The organism is uncultured Oscillibacter sp., assembly GCF_947654275.1.
Lineage (GTDB): Bacteria > Bacillota > Clostridia > Oscillospirales > Oscillospiraceae > Oscillibacter.
In genome coordinates this window covers 1-12389 of sequence record NZ_CANTJS010000068.1, presented here as the reverse complement: position 1 = coordinate 12389, position 12389 = coordinate 1, and the positions used below count along the sequence as shown (strand labels likewise).

Sequence of the window (12389 nt, the reverse complement as noted above, 5' to 3'; positions counted from 1 at the left end):
GGACCAAGCAGGGCTATCAGGCGGCCGCTCCCGGCGACAGCGTGGACCTGGGCTACCCCGGCAGCAAAACCAGAGGCGGCAGAGTCAGCAAGCTGGCTCATGACGCCGCTGGCGTCCAGGGCATCGTAGAACGGGGCGGGCGCATCCGCCGCCTCATGCCCAGGGAGTGTCTCCGCCTCCAGGGCTTCGCGGAGGACCAGATCGACTGCCTCCTTGCCATCACTTCGGACTCTCAGGCTTACCGGCAGGCAGGGAACAGCGTTACGGTCAACGTAATCGAGGCTATAGGCCGGCGTATTCGTGCTGTAGATGACGAACTGCGGAGGGAGAAAACGGTATGATCGGGATGAAGGAACAGTGTTACGGCGCGGAGATCGAGATGACGGGAATCACCCGAGAGGAGGCCGCCCAGGCTCTGGCGGATTACTTTGGCACAACGCCCGAATATTTGGAGGGCACCTATGACGCTTGGATCGTAACGGATAAAATGGGAAAGAAATGGGAGCTCATGAGCGATTCCAGCATCCACCCGGAGTGTCCCTCTGCGGACGGATATTTGTGGCTCGATAAGAGCTCCCCGGAGGGCTATCCATATAAGGTGGAGATGGTCACCCCCAAGCTGACCTATGACGAACTGCCGCATCTTCAAGAGTGTATGCGGCGGGTAACAGCCATCGGCGCGAAGGTGAACGACTCCTGCGGGCTTCACGTCCATGTAGACGCCTCCAACCACAACCGCCAGAGCCTCAAAAACCTGATCAGCATCATGTATTCCAAGGAGGACCTCCTCTTCAAAGCCTTGCAGGTGAATGAGGCAAGAGCCATAGAGTGGTGTCAAAAGGTGCGGGAACCCATGCTGAAACAGGCTCGGACCTTATCTGCGGAGGAAACGTCAGACTTGACCCAGCTGGAGGATATCTGGTACGAGGGCTTTGAAAATGACGGCAGGACCCGTCATGACCACTATAACAAATCCCGGTACTATGCCCTGAATCTTCACTCTGTCTTTTACCGAGGCACCGTCGAATGGCGGTGCTTTAATTCTACCCTGGATCCCGCCAAGGCGGCGGCCTATGTGCATCTGTGCCTCGCCATGTCCGCCCAGGCCATCGTCCAGCGGAGCGCCGTCATGCAGAAAACCCGCAGTGACAACGAGCTGTTCACCTTCCGGGTCTGGCTGGTCCGCCTGGGTCTCAACGGCGACGAGTTCAAGGAGACCCGAGATATCCTTCTCGCCAACCTTGACGGCGACCGGGCGTGGCGCCACGACAAGGACAGCTACGAGGTCAACAGAAGGAAAAAACGACACCATGAAAATGAGAGGTGATTTTAAATGAAAATCAGCATTGACGCCAGAACCTATGAGGGAACCGGGACGGAGATTTTGGAACAGCTCCGCCTGACCGCCTTCGACCCCACCGAGTTCCCCGACGCCGAGAGCTACCTCTGGCAGCTCCGAAGCAATTTCATCCGGGCCACCGATCTGGACTGTCCCCTGCCGAACGGCAGTCTGGAGCGGCAGGCCCGCGCCATGTTCGCCCTGCTGGCCAAGGCCGGGGCCCTGGAGGTGCTGGAGGATGGCTGACGGAAGACTGTATTTCGCCTACGGCAGCAACATCAACCTGGAGCAGATGGCCTGCCGCTGCCCGGACGCCTGTGTCGTTGGGCCGGTATTTCTGGAGGACTATGAACTGCTGTTTCGCCGGGGCGGCTTCGCTACCATTGCTCCCAAAGCGGGCGGCAGGGTCCATGGCCTGCTGTGGAGCCTCACGCGGTCGTGTGAGCGCTCCCTGGACCGGTATGAGGGCTATCCCCGCTTTTACGATAAGCGCACGGTGACTGTCCGGGACGGCCTGGGCCGGTCTCTCTCCGTCATGGCCTACATTATGGATGAGCGGTTCAAGGAACCCATGCTTCCAAGCACCGCCTACTATAACGGTATCCTGGAGGGATACCGATGCAGCGGTCTTCCGGCCGCCGCTTTGAAGGAAGCGTGGGACCACGCTGTGGAGGAGGTCCATGCGGAGACAGAGCGAATCAACAACGCCTTTATCAAACGCGGCAGACCGCTGAAAGGAGGAAATTCTCATGAGCGGTAAAAAGATTTCGCTATCCGGCGAGGTCCATATTTCCACTGGCAGCGTGTACACCACTGTGGACGCTCTGGAGACCCTGAAATGCGTTGGCTTGACCTATGGCCTGTACGACCGCGCCGAGGATATTCGCGGCGCCCGCGTCATGCTGGAGGAGGGAGATAAGCCCGCCCTGGTTGTTCAGTCGGATATCAGCCATCATGGGTCCCCGCTGTGGGAAACAATTCGCGTCATTACAGATGACCCGGAGCAGATTCACCGTTATTTGGCTTTTCGGGAAGTTGTGAAAATGATTCGGCAAATGGAGATTGGGCGGGAGCACGGTCCCGCTCCGGAGAAACCCTTGTCTCCCAAAAAGAAGGAGGCGAAGGGCCATGAGCGCTGAAGCCTATCCGCTCCAGGGGCTTGACAAGGATGAGGAATTGCTGACCTTCTCCGGCTACGCCGAGGAACAGGCTTGCATCGGTCACCTGCGGGGAGATTTTGCCCAGGGAACGGAGTTCTGGACCACATGGTGGGTCCACCAGGAGGAACTGGTGGACCAGGATTTCAAGGATGAGCTGGACAGCGTGGTCAATGCTCTGCGGAAGAACGGGCCCCTCAAAAACCTCAGCGCCATGCAGAGCTTCTGCTGGAAGCATAAGCAGGCCCAAATGAGCCCTGAATCCGGCAAAGATTATTACGGCTTCCGGGTGGATACCCCTAAGCGCCGCTACTATCTGCGCTTCCTGCCCCTGCGGGGAAATTACAACTTTTACATTTACTGCTATCAAACAGACAAGCTGGAGAGGGCGGCAGAGCTGCCTCCCAGGGAAGAAAGAATGAGCAAACAAACGATTAAGGTCCTTGTGGTTGAGCCGATGAAGCCCTGCGAGGAGCGGGAGGTCCCCCATGATTACAAGTCCTTGCAGGGAATCGTCGGCGGAAAAATTGAAATGGCTTCTCCTTTTACGGAGTCTGCCGCCATTATCTGCAACGCCGAGGGCAAAAACCTGAATTTGCCTTCCAACCGTCTGCTCTGCGACCGGCATGGCGACCCGTATGACGTTCTCTGCGGGACCTTTCTAATTGCCGGAGTGGGCGGCGAAAACTTCGTTTCTCTGACCGATTTCCAGCTTCGTTCTTACAAGGAGATGTTTGATCATCCCCATCTGCTTGCCATTCCGTTGGAAGTGCCTGATTCCCCCGAAAAACCCACAGAACAAAAAAAGAAAAGAGGAAAGACCCATGAGAGATAAGTACATCCTGACCGCCGAGTCGGTCATCGAAGGCCACCCGGACAAGCTCTGCGATGCCATCGCTGACCGCGTTCTGGACGCTTGTTTGAAACACGACCCCACCGCCCGCGTCGCCTGTGAGGCAATGGCCACGGCAGGAAAGATCATCGTGGCCGGGGAGATCACCGCCCGGCAGCTGCCGGACATCCCCGCCATCGTCTGCCGGACGGTGCGGGAAACCGGCTATTCCTGCGATTACGAGGTGGAGGTTATCACCCACGATCAGAGCGGCGACATCGCCGGGGCCGTTGCCCAGGACGTACAGATGGGAGCCGGCGACCAGGGCATCATGTACGGCTTCGCCTGTTCGGAGACGCCCCAGCTCCTCCCCCTGCCCGTGGTCCTGGCCCACCGGCTGACGCTGATGCTCACCAATGCCCGCAAGCTGGGGACCATCCAGGGCCTCGGCCCGGACGGCAAGGCCCAGGTGTCCGTGGAATATCACAAAGGCAAGCCCGCCCGGATCGCCGCCGTGGTCCTCTCCTGCCAGCACGACGAGGAAAAGGACCCGGAGGAGCTGCGGAAGGAACTCACCCGCTCCGTGATCGTCCCCGCCCTGCGGGAGCTCTACCCCGACCATGAGACGGAGGTCCTCATCAATCCCTCCGGGCGTTTCGTCCTGGGCGGCTTTGAGGCGGACACGGGCCTGACGGGCCGGAAGCTGATGGTGGACACCTACGGCGGCCTCGTCCCCCATGGAGGCGGGGCGCTCTCCGGGAAGGACGCCAGCAAGGTGGACCGGAGCGGGGCCTACATGGCCCGGTATATCGCCAAGAACATCGTAGCCGCCGGTCTGGCGGAACGCTGTACCGTTGGCCTCGCCTACGCCATCGGCAGGGCGGAGCCGGTAGCCGTGGACATTGACCTCCATGAGACCGGGCGATACCCGGAAGCAGTTCTGGAACAGGTGGTCCGGCAGGTGTTCGACCTGACTCCCGGCGGTATCATCCGGGCCCTCGGCCTGAATCAGCCTATTTTCGCTTCGTTCTGCAATTACGGGCATTTCACCCACCAGGACGCGCCCTGGGAGCAGACGGACCGGGCCGCCGCCCTGGCGGAAGCCTGTGAAAGGGAGGCGCGATGAACGGCGATACCCCTGTCAATGTATTTGGTGTTCTGGCTTTCCCGAACGAGGCGGACGGCGGGCTGGTCCGCTTCATCGACAGCGATTACAACACCCTGTTCCATGTACCGGACGGCGAGAACATCATCCTCACCACCTTCGGTGATGACCGGAGAATCCTCCCCTGCCGGTACATTGACGCCACCCACGCCCGGATCGGCGGTGAAACCTTCCACATCTGCCAGTTCGCTGAGATCCAGGAGCGGAATGGGGCTGTTTATGCTCCCGAGCATCCCAAAGAGGGCGACGTCTGCGACACATACACCATCTACCAGATCAAGGACATCAGAGCGGCGCCCTATGCCTTCATGCCCTACGCGCAGGCGAAAGTCAAACTGCGGATGTCCCATTACCAGCGGGTCTACCGGGGCACGCTGGCTTCCAAGGTCACTTTGGATGATTTATACCTCAAGCACAATCAGGACAATCGTCCCTTCGCCCGGCAGATACGGTCCTTTCATATTTCCCGCTCCGGGGTTCTAGACCGGATGTGGTTTTTAGCCTATACGTTGTGCAATGGTGGCTAGAATCTCATTACACTCACGTTTTGCGAAGTTATACGAGTTTTTCAGCTTGCCATTGGCATCCACACTGAAAAGGCAGGACAGAGGCCCCTTCTTTTTCGCAGCGTCTTTCGTAATCTCCTCATCAAAGTGGGTATAAAAATACTGGAAGTTTTTCCACCAGCGGAAAAATTCATCTAACTTCCCAAGAATCGCTCTGTTTAAAATAAAGTCATAGGTGTCTTTCAGCCTCTCAAGCGCCTTCACCTTTTTCCACATCTCATCCTCTGAACCACTGGGATCCTCCATCCCATTACCCGTCCGCTTCAATTGAACAAGCCAGGTTTTAATATCCAGCAATTCGCTGTAGATCCGTTCCAGAGCCCGCCGCTCCTCCGCACCAGGAGGTTCTGAAGCTTGATCTGTTTCCACATCTTCTGTCTCCTCCTGATATTCGCAGCACGGCTCCACCTCCTGTCCGCACAGTGCATCCAGCAATTTTTCGTATTCCTGCATACTTCCGTTTCGCAGGTCCGCTCCAAGCTTGCCGTTTGCCCAGACCGGCATGGAAGCATCCCAGTTTCCGTCAAAGAGTACAGGGATAAATTTCGTATCGTTATGACTTCTGTACAACTCTCCTGTAATCACATTGGTTTCGTATCCCACACCACCATCTCTTCCATCCGCTTTCAGCTTATAATTCGGCGTACAGATGAACAAAACCTGATCGCACTTTTGAAGTTCCTCCTCCATAAAGGAGGGAATCCGCCTGCCCAGTTTCAAATCTTGATCCCAGGACACTTTGATACCGCTCTTCTTCAAAAGTTTAATCAACTGCGCAACTTTTTCAATGTGTTCATCGGAATCCCAGGAATAAGAAATAAATACCATATTCAATCCCTCCGCTCATAAAGCCGTTTGTGTTTGGAATTATTTTCATTTTACCACTTTCAACTATAAATGTCCAGTTTCCTCCTTTTTGTCCACAAAAGAAGGTCGTGTCTTTCCGTTTTCTTGCGAACAATTTCAGCCCGGAGGCGGTGCAGGCCGTATATGACTCCATCTCCTGTGCCACACTCCTGCCCTCCGAAATGGTTGCCGCCGCTGTGTATATGCAAAGCGGCAGTACGGCGGAACAGATCGCCGCGCTGGCGGATCAGGGCTGCCTGATGTGCTTCCACACACCGGGGTCAGCGGACGAGAACAGCCCCCTGGCCCTGCTTACGGTCCAGGAGGGTAATAAATCGAAAACCTTCTACACCGTGGACTTCGGCTGCTTCCATCCGGAGATGGCCCTGCTGCGGGCCAGAAACTTTGCCAGGGAACACGCTGTCCCTGTGATCAATGCTGTCTCGCTGCTGTGGAACGACAAGAAGTCCTGCCCCGCCAAGACGGACGATTCCTCTCACCGGCTGTTTATAGGCAGCGATCCGGAAATGACCCAGGCGATGACTATGATTTTCAAGACCTGCCCTGCCGTCGCCGCCCACATTACTTTTTGGGCGGAGGAAAACCGTGTCCAGACAGAATACAACCCCCTCTGGCGGGAGCTGGCGGAGCGGCGGTTTACGGAGGCGTTCCGCCAGGGCAAGCCGCTTCGCCGGAAAAGGGGCCACAAAAGACGGGAAAAGCCGAAGGACAGGTAGCCCGCCCCTGTTGATTTTGCCGGGTTTCCGCCTGTTTCTTTGTGGAGTATCGTGATAGCCTTTTCACCATAAAAATAGTACTGTTTGGGGCTGACCCAAAGCACAATTTTTACAGAGGAGTTGATGTAAACGAGCAGTAAAAAATTTGAGATCACCGATATCGCCCACGAAAAATATCCCTTTCTCCACCGCATCCGCGCCCTGCGAGACGTCGGCGTTGAGGTGAGGGCCGGGGATCTGGGCGGTTTTGTGGAGGCGGAATGCAACCTCTCCCAGGAGGAGGGCGACGTCTCCTGGATTTTCGGCGACGCCATCGCCGCCGGGTCCGCCTCTGTGGACAAAGATTCCTGCCTGCGTGACGGGGCCGTCGCCTGTGACCAGGCGTATGTAACGCAGCGGAGCACGTTGTCCGGCCACGCCAGGGCGGAGGACGCCGCGTACATTCGGGGCGCGGTTCTGTGCGAGGAGGCCAGGGCCTCCGGCTCCGCCTTGGTCCTTGACGCCAGGGACCGGGGAAAATTTCCGAAGCTCAGCGGCCACTGTACTGTTTACGGCACAGTGGCGGGAGCCGTAGAGGTTACCGGAACCGCCGTAATCCTCTGGGAAGAAAAAATCCGCAACAGCACACCGGATACGCTGATACTGGATGGGCAAAGCCGCTCTATTGTCCGGAACCCGGCCAGGGATGAGCTGAAGCCCTCCCGCTCTCCCAAAAAGCAGGAGAAAGCGCCGAAAGGGAAGGAGCTGGAGCGATGAATTTCTTTGAAGGAGAACTGCGGAAATTGCTTGGGGACAGCGATGTTATCTCCGACCCCAGCTTCGCGGGCCGGGCCTGTTTGGGAACGCTGGGGAAGGACCTGCGGGTCCGGCTAGAGTTCGTCACCACCGGGATGGCCGACCACTATAACGCACTGAAAATAAAGGTGCTGAACCGCACAGAGGGTGAGGTGGATACACTGCTGCTGAGATTCCAGGACGTTTGGGAAAAGAAGCCTGTCCCCGGAAATCCAAATTTCCGCGGCGGCGTATCCCCTCATATTTGGATCTGCGACGGTAAACCGGAGTGGTACGCCTGGAGGCCCGCCCCCGCAGACCGGGAGCTGCTTCTCCAGCAGGTCCGGCAATACCTGGAGCCCTTCCGGGAGCGGATGCCGGAGCGTGGTCATGACGGCCCCAAGCTGGTGTATATCTGCGCCCCGCTCCAGGGAGATGTGGCTAACAACATCGAGTTCGCCCGGCAGAAGGCCCAGGAGGTATTCCAATCCGGCGACATTCCCGTCTGCCCCCACATTACGCTTCCCTCCAACGCCGATCCGGCTTGCTCTGTTCAGGACGAGGCGGCACGGGAGATGGGCCTTCGCCTGCTGGAGTCCTGCCATCAGATCAACCTCTATGGCTCCACGATCACCGAGGGGATGCGGGCAGAAATTCGCCGTGCTCAGGACCAAGGCATTCCGATCGTCTTTGGGCAGGAACCGCCTCAGCGTGTCCGGCCCCGCAAACAGATCGTTCGAAAAGGAGGTCATGAGCGATGAGTCAGGACCAAAACGCAATCCTGCAATTGCGGCTGGACCAAAACTACCAGGACTACCTCGCCCAGCTCCGGGAAAAGCCCTTTGAGGAAATCATCCGGCTGGCCCCGGAGATCACCGCCGCCCAGCAGCTCTGCGACGAGCTGGCGGCTGTGTGCGACGACGACGAGGTGGAATACCTGCTGGGTCTCGACAATCCCCTGGAAGTGGTAAGAGGCTATTGGGAGCAGGAGATCAGCGGCTATGACCACGGGGAGGAAATGGGCCATATGCTCTGGCATCTCCGCGGCTGCGGCAGGGAGTCTCCGGCAGCCGGTCTTGCTTCCAAAGCGAAACAGAAAGGAAAGAATACTGCACATGAGCGATAACATTACAAACATCACCACAGAAGATCTGCAGACAATGAGCGGTAAGGAGGGTCTCATCCTCCAGGGCTGCGGCGGCCCTTTGCGGGAATGGCTGAACGGCGTCAACGGACTGCTCACCGAAAGCGGTATCCTGCTGGACGGCAGCCGCTTCGAGCGGGCCTCCGTCTTCCAGCACGACGGCCTGACAAACCTGCTGTTCCCCTTTGAGGGTGTGAAACTGGACATGGGAAAGCTGGCCATGTGGCGGCTCCAGACCCATGACCAGTTCGGTGGAACGTGGCTCTCTGACTACGTCCCCAACCGTCTGGAAGGATTTACTCAGGCATATTCCCCGCAAAAGCCGAAGATGGACCTTGCCGGTATGGATGGCAACATCTACGCCATCCTGGGCAATGCCTCTATGCTGCTGAAGGAAGCCGGGATGCGGGAACAGATCGACGAGATGTTCAAGCGATGTGAAACCTCCGGCAGCTATGATGAAGCCCTCAGCATTATCAGCGAGTACGTGGACACTGAGCTGTCCGCGCCTCCCATCGAACCGAAAAAAACTCACAAAAAGAAAGGAAAATCTGCCCATGAAAGATAAGTGGACCATCATCCAGGGCGACGCCCTGAAGCTGTTGGGAGACTTCGCCCCCGGCACCTTTGACGCTATCATCACCGACCCGCCCTACGCCTCCGGAGGCCGGACGCAGAGCGAGAAGAACAAATCCACCGCCAAAAAATACTCCAGTATGGGAGACGCCGCCCCTCCGCCCTTTGAGGGAGACGCCAAGGACCAGCGGTCCTGGACCCGCTGGGCGGCGGAGTGGCTGGCGGACGCCCGGAAGCTGTGCAAACCCGGCGCGCCGGTGTGTATGTTCATCGACTGGCGGCAACTCCCCGCCGCTTCCGACGCCCTCCAGTGGGCGGGCTGGATCTGGCGGGGCACCGCTGTCTGGGACAAAGGCAACTCCCGTCCCCAGAAGGGCCGCTTCCGCCAGCAGGCGGAGTACATCGTCTGGGGCTCCAACGGCGATATGCCCATCAGCCGCCCCGTGCCCTGCCTCCCCGGCGTGTTCAAATATGGCAATCCCCAGAACCGCATCCACCTGACGGAGAAGCCCCTCCAGCTCATGCGGGACATCGTGAAAATCACCGAGCCGGGCGGGCACATCCTGGACCCCTTCGCCGGGTCCGGCACCACCGTCCTGGCCGCCGTGCTGGAGGGCTACACCGCCACCGGCATCGAGGTGACGGACGAGTATGCCCGCCTTGCCAGGGAGCGGATTGAGCGGGAGCTGGCTGAGGCGGCGTGAACTGTCTGCCGATTCTTCTGGATATGGCCGGGACATGCTGGTATGATGTGGGCTACCAAATAAAAGGAGGGATACCGAGCATGAAAGTTCACATTTCCTTTGACAAAGCCGCTGTAGAGCGGCAGGGCCGCAGGCTGGAGGACGTCCACCGCACGGTCAAGACGCTGTTCGCTGTTCACGATCTCCCCTGCGCAGATGACAGTGACGCCCTGGTCTTCCAGGACAGGGGCCATGGCGACGATTTCGCCGTTATGTGGGACGTCATCCTGTCCCTGCTGCGGGCGGACTGGTTCCTGGACTGCGCTGCCTCCTGCGTCTGGCAGGACGAGAACGGCGAGGAGGATGTGCTTGCCCAGGCCGGAAAGGCGGGTGAGAAAACATGACGGATGATTTTCCTGGCGGATGGCGCAAAGGAGATATCTGCTATCTTATTACAAGCAGAGCCAAGGAGAAAAGGGGCTGGACCGATGATCCGTGAAGAAAGCACACAAGGAGATTTAATATGGGGATGACACGAAAGCAGATCAGCTTCGATCTGAGCCAGGATGCGCTGAAGCGGTATTATCCTCACAAGGAGACAGGCCAGGACTCGCAGTTCTTCAAGCGGGCCTATAAGGACATCCGGCGCTTCATGGAAGCCAACGGCTTTGAGCGGCGGCAATACTCTGTGTATGTCTCCTTGCAACAACGGACCTCGCTGGACGTCGCTCTCCTGGCCCAGCGGATGGGAGAGGCCCTCCCCTGGCTGCGGCTGTGCGTCAAGGACATAACGGTTACGAACATCGGAGCGCGGCATAACTATGGGGCCCCCGACGCAACCCAGCGAAGCGGTTGCGGTGGGGAGAGGAGGAAGGAATGGAGCGGGTGGAGTCCTCGCCGTAAGGCGGGGACGGAACAGAGCGGAATTTCTTCCGATGAGGGGCTGCTGCGCTCCGATGCGCTGTCCGCCGAACTCCTGCCGCCTGTTTCCAAAGTGCCTCATAAAAAGAGAAAAATGCCGGAGCGATAGACGGGAGAAGCGCTATTCAACGGCGGAACCGGATATCAGCTTTTCCCGCAGTCCCTTCGTGTACTGGACTTCATATGTGCCATGGGCCAAGTCAAAACACGCCAGCTTTCCACTGGCGTCAATGTAGACATAGTGGTAGGAGATTGGCGCTTTATTCTCTTCGCACAATGCTTCCAGCAGCGGTTCCAATTCGTGATTCTCCAGAGTGTGCCGGTCCGAGTAGAGGAACAGGTCGTAGTGACCCAGAAACGCATATCCGGCATTCAGTTTTTTCAGCTTTTTGCGAAAAGGCTCAATGAATCCGGCGGCAGGGAGAGGGTTGATGACAAAGGTCTGCCATGCGTGATACTCAATGCCGCATTTTGCGCACAGCTCCAGGATTCTGTCCGACGGAACCTGATATGGCTGGCTCATGGCAATTTCCGTCACAAGCCGCTCAAAGGTTTCTCCGTTCACAGAGGTAACCTCTATACCGGCTTCTCCGTCCGCGGTCTGAAGGTCCGGTTTATCCCGCAGGAGCAGCGTTCCGTAGCGGCCGCCATACACCGCCTCCAATATGTATTTTGCGTATACCTCATACGGGCTGGTGTGTCTGGACACAGCGCATCCCCCCTATACCATGATGAAACATTATACTCCAACACCATTACATTTCATAGTCGAAATTCTAAAATCAACAGTGAAAGCTGTCAGAAGATTTTGCAGAGGAGGTGTGCAGCTATCAACTACTACATCATCAACGAGGAGCTGGCCCGCCGGGCTAAGGAGATGAACAGCTATTTCGACTACAAAGCGGGCAGCGCAACGGCGGAATACCGTCAGTCTGTGGACAAGGCCGCTCAGATCGCGGAAGCCCAAAAGCGGAAAGTGGACCTCATTCATCATGAGAGGATCGACCGCCTGCTGGATACCTATGCCCGCAGACTGGCCGAAAACACCAACCGGCAGAACGCCATCGCCGCCCGTGTGCCGTCCACTTTGATTGCCGGGGGAAGCAATTTCCCTGTGCGGAAGAAAGAAAAGCAGAATCAGGCTTCTGACACGGCCATGGCGGAGTGGCGGGAGAGCCAAGGAATCCTGGACAAAATCCGCGGCACAGGCAAAGGCGGCATCAGCGCCGACGACCCGGAGGCTGTCCAGAAGCTGAAAGCCAAGCTGGAGGCCCTGGAGCGGGACCAGGAGTCCATGAAGGCCGTGAACGCCTACTACCGCAAGCACAAGACCTTGGAGGGCTGTCCTGGTTTGGACCCGGTTCAGATCGAGAAGCTGAGGGCTTCCATGACTCGTGACTGGCATCCGGAACCGAAGCCCTATCCGAGTTTCCGCCTCACCAATAACAACGCCATGATCCGCCAGACGAAGAAACGGATTGAGGAACTGTCCGCCAAAAAAGAAGTTGAATTTGAGGGCTGGGCCTTCGAGGGCGGCGTGGTGAAGATGGATGTGCAGGCCAACCGGCTCCAAGTGTTCTTCGATGAAAAACCGGATCGGGATACCTGCTCGGCCATGCGGCACGGCGGTTTCCGATGGGCGCCCAGCG

The 12389-nt window shown here is 57.9% G+C and carries 19 protein-coding genes; 17 read left to right on the top strand and 2 right to left on the bottom strand.

Translation table 11 applies throughout. The features are described from left to right. The 8 genes from Q0063_RS13195 to Q0063_RS13160 form a co-directional block, all read left to right on the top strand. A partial coding sequence (locus Q0063_RS13195; RefSeq protein WP_297872433.1) for a DNA cytosine methyltransferase occupies positions 1–341 on the top strand: 341 nt, incomplete at its 5' end. Beyond that, the gene (locus Q0063_RS13190) at positions 338–1327 is read left to right on the top strand and encodes an amidoligase family protein (protein WP_297872432.1); all 990 of its coding nucleotides are present in this window, start codon (positions 338–340) and stop codon (positions 1325–1327) included. The genes Q0063_RS13195 and Q0063_RS13190, both read left to right, overlap by 4 nt. 6 nt (positions 1328–1333) lie before the next feature. Beyond that, the gene (locus Q0063_RS13185; RefSeq protein WP_297312346.1) at positions 1334–1585 is read left to right on the top strand and encodes a hypothetical protein; all 252 of its coding nucleotides are present in this window, start codon (positions 1334–1336) and stop codon (positions 1583–1585) included. Further along, entirely contained in the window at positions 1578–2099 is a 522-nt protein-coding gene (locus Q0063_RS13180; RefSeq protein ID WP_297312348.1) for a gamma-glutamylcyclotransferase family protein, read from the top strand. Before Q0063_RS13185 ends, Q0063_RS13180 begins: the two co-directional genes overlap by 8 nt. After that, entirely contained in the window at positions 2089–2478 is a 390-nt protein-coding gene (locus Q0063_RS13175; protein ID WP_297312350.1) for a hypothetical protein, read from the top strand. Before Q0063_RS13180 ends, Q0063_RS13175 begins: the two co-directional genes overlap by 11 nt. After that, positions 2468–3331: a DUF3846 domain-containing protein gene (locus tag Q0063_RS13170; RefSeq protein WP_297872431.1), complete on the top strand. Its 864-nt coding sequence runs from the start codon at positions 2468–2470 to the stop codon at positions 3329–3331. Before Q0063_RS13175 ends, Q0063_RS13170 begins: the two co-directional genes overlap by 11 nt. Then, a complete protein-coding gene (metK, locus tag Q0063_RS13165; RefSeq protein WP_297872430.1) occupies positions 3321–4454 on the top strand; it encodes a methionine adenosyltransferase in 1134 nt (377 codons plus the stop codon). The genes Q0063_RS13170 and metK overlap by 11 nt, the downstream gene beginning before the upstream one ends. Next, positions 4451–5020, top strand: a complete 570-nt coding sequence (locus tag Q0063_RS13160) for a YodL domain-containing protein (protein WP_297872429.1) — start codon at positions 4451–4453, stop codon at positions 5018–5020. The genes metK and Q0063_RS13160 overlap by 4 nt, the downstream gene beginning before the upstream one ends. On the opposite strand, the gene Q0063_RS13155 is transcribed toward Q0063_RS13160, so the two are convergent. Beyond that, a complete protein-coding gene (locus tag Q0063_RS13155; protein ID WP_297872428.1) occupies positions 4991–5887 on the bottom strand; it encodes a toll/interleukin-1 receptor domain-containing protein in 897 nt (298 codons plus the stop codon). The genes Q0063_RS13160 and Q0063_RS13155 overlap by 30 nt on opposite strands. Positions 5888–5994: 107 nt before the next feature. Here Q0063_RS13155 and Q0063_RS13150 point away from each other — a divergent pair, with 107 nt between their 5' ends. From Q0063_RS13150 to Q0063_RS13115, 8 genes are all read left to right on the top strand, one after another. Continuing rightward, complete coding sequence (locus Q0063_RS13150; RefSeq protein WP_297872427.1) at positions 5995–6642, top strand: hypothetical protein; 648 nt, start codon at positions 5995–5997, stop codon at positions 6640–6642. A gap of 249 nt (positions 6643–6891) precedes the next feature. Next, on the top strand, positions 6892–7398 hold the full coding sequence (locus tag Q0063_RS13145; protein WP_295752971.1) for a hypothetical protein: 507 nt from the start codon (positions 6892–6894) through the stop codon (positions 7396–7398). Beyond that, positions 7395–8177, top strand: a complete 783-nt coding sequence (locus Q0063_RS13140; RefSeq protein WP_297872426.1) for a DUF4406 domain-containing protein — start codon at positions 7395–7397, stop codon at positions 8175–8177. The genes Q0063_RS13145 and Q0063_RS13140 overlap by 4 nt, the downstream gene beginning before the upstream one ends. Continuing rightward, the gene (locus Q0063_RS13135; protein WP_297312158.1) at positions 8174–8542 is read left to right on the top strand and encodes a DUF3848 domain-containing protein; all 369 of its coding nucleotides are present in this window, start codon (positions 8174–8176) and stop codon (positions 8540–8542) included. The genes Q0063_RS13140 and Q0063_RS13135 overlap by 4 nt, the downstream gene beginning before the upstream one ends. Further along, positions 8532–9128 (top strand): hypothetical protein, encoded by a 597-nt coding sequence (locus Q0063_RS13130; RefSeq protein ID WP_297312160.1) that lies wholly within the window; start codon positions 8532–8534, stop codon positions 9126–9128. Before Q0063_RS13135 ends, Q0063_RS13130 begins: the two co-directional genes overlap by 11 nt. Beyond that, positions 9118–9840 carry a site-specific DNA-methyltransferase gene (locus Q0063_RS13125; RefSeq protein WP_297312162.1) on the top strand — a complete coding sequence of 241 codons (723 nt, stop codon included), beginning with the start codon at positions 9118–9120 and terminating at the stop codon, positions 9838–9840. Before Q0063_RS13130 ends, Q0063_RS13125 begins: the two co-directional genes overlap by 11 nt. A gap of 80 nt (positions 9841–9920) precedes the next feature. Continuing rightward, a complete protein-coding gene (locus tag Q0063_RS13120) occupies positions 9921–10223 on the top strand; it encodes a hypothetical protein (RefSeq protein ID WP_297312164.1) in 303 nt (100 codons plus the stop codon). Between the two features lie 119 nt (positions 10224–10342). Continuing rightward, positions 10343–10849, top strand: coding sequence for a hypothetical protein (locus Q0063_RS13115; protein ID WP_297312166.1), 507 nt, complete (start codon positions 10343–10345; stop codon positions 10847–10849). A 12-nt stretch (positions 10850–10861) separates the two neighbouring features. On the opposite strand, the gene Q0063_RS13110 is transcribed toward Q0063_RS13115, so the two are convergent. Beyond that, a complete protein-coding gene (locus tag Q0063_RS13110; RefSeq protein ID WP_297872425.1) occupies positions 10862–11449 on the bottom strand; it encodes a hypothetical protein in 588 nt (195 codons plus the stop codon). A 99-nt stretch (positions 11450–11548) separates the two neighbouring features. On the opposite strand from Q0063_RS13110, the gene Q0063_RS13105 reads away from it, so the two are divergent. Further along, positions 11549–12389: DUF3560 domain-containing protein (locus Q0063_RS13105; protein WP_297872424.1), on the top strand; the 841-nt coding region annotated here is incomplete at its 3' end.

Coding starts and splice junctions, on each gene's coding strand:
- Q0063_RS13190 (WP_297872432.1), top strand. CDS start 338: ATGATCGGGATGAAGGAACAGTGTTACGGCGCGGAGATCGAGATGACG.
- Q0063_RS13185 (WP_297312346.1), top strand. CDS start 1,334: ATGAAAATCAGCATTGACGCCAGAACCTATGAGGGAACCGGGACGGAG.
- Q0063_RS13180 (WP_297312348.1), top strand. CDS start 1,578: ATGGCTGACGGAAGACTGTATTTCGCCTACGGCAGCAACATCAACCTG.
- Q0063_RS13175 (WP_297312350.1), top strand. CDS start 2,089: ATGAGCGGTAAAAAGATTTCGCTATCCGGCGAGGTCCATATTTCCACT.
- Q0063_RS13170 (WP_297872431.1), top strand. CDS start 2,468: ATGAGCGCTGAAGCCTATCCGCTCCAGGGGCTTGACAAGGATGAGGAA.
- metK (WP_297872430.1), top strand. CDS start 3,321: ATGAGAGATAAGTACATCCTGACCGCCGAGTCGGTCATCGAAGGCCAC.
- Q0063_RS13160 (WP_297872429.1), top strand. CDS start 4,451: ATGAACGGCGATACCCCTGTCAATGTATTTGGTGTTCTGGCTTTCCCG.
- Q0063_RS13155 (WP_297872428.1), bottom strand. CDS start 5,887: ATGGTATTTATTTCTTATTCCTGGGATTCCGATGAACACATTGAAAAA.
- Q0063_RS13140 (WP_297872426.1), top strand. CDS start 7,395: ATGAATTTCTTTGAAGGAGAACTGCGGAAATTGCTTGGGGACAGCGAT.
- Q0063_RS13135 (WP_297312158.1), top strand. CDS start 8,174: ATGAGTCAGGACCAAAACGCAATCCTGCAATTGCGGCTGGACCAAAAC.
- Q0063_RS13130 (WP_297312160.1), top strand. CDS start 8,532: ATGAGCGATAACATTACAAACATCACCACAGAAGATCTGCAGACAATG.
- Q0063_RS13125 (WP_297312162.1), top strand. CDS start 9,118: ATGAAAGATAAGTGGACCATCATCCAGGGCGACGCCCTGAAGCTGTTG.
- Q0063_RS13120 (WP_297312164.1), top strand. CDS start 9,921: ATGAAAGTTCACATTTCCTTTGACAAAGCCGCTGTAGAGCGGCAGGGC.
- Q0063_RS13115 (WP_297312166.1), top strand. CDS start 10,343: ATGGGGATGACACGAAAGCAGATCAGCTTCGATCTGAGCCAGGATGCG.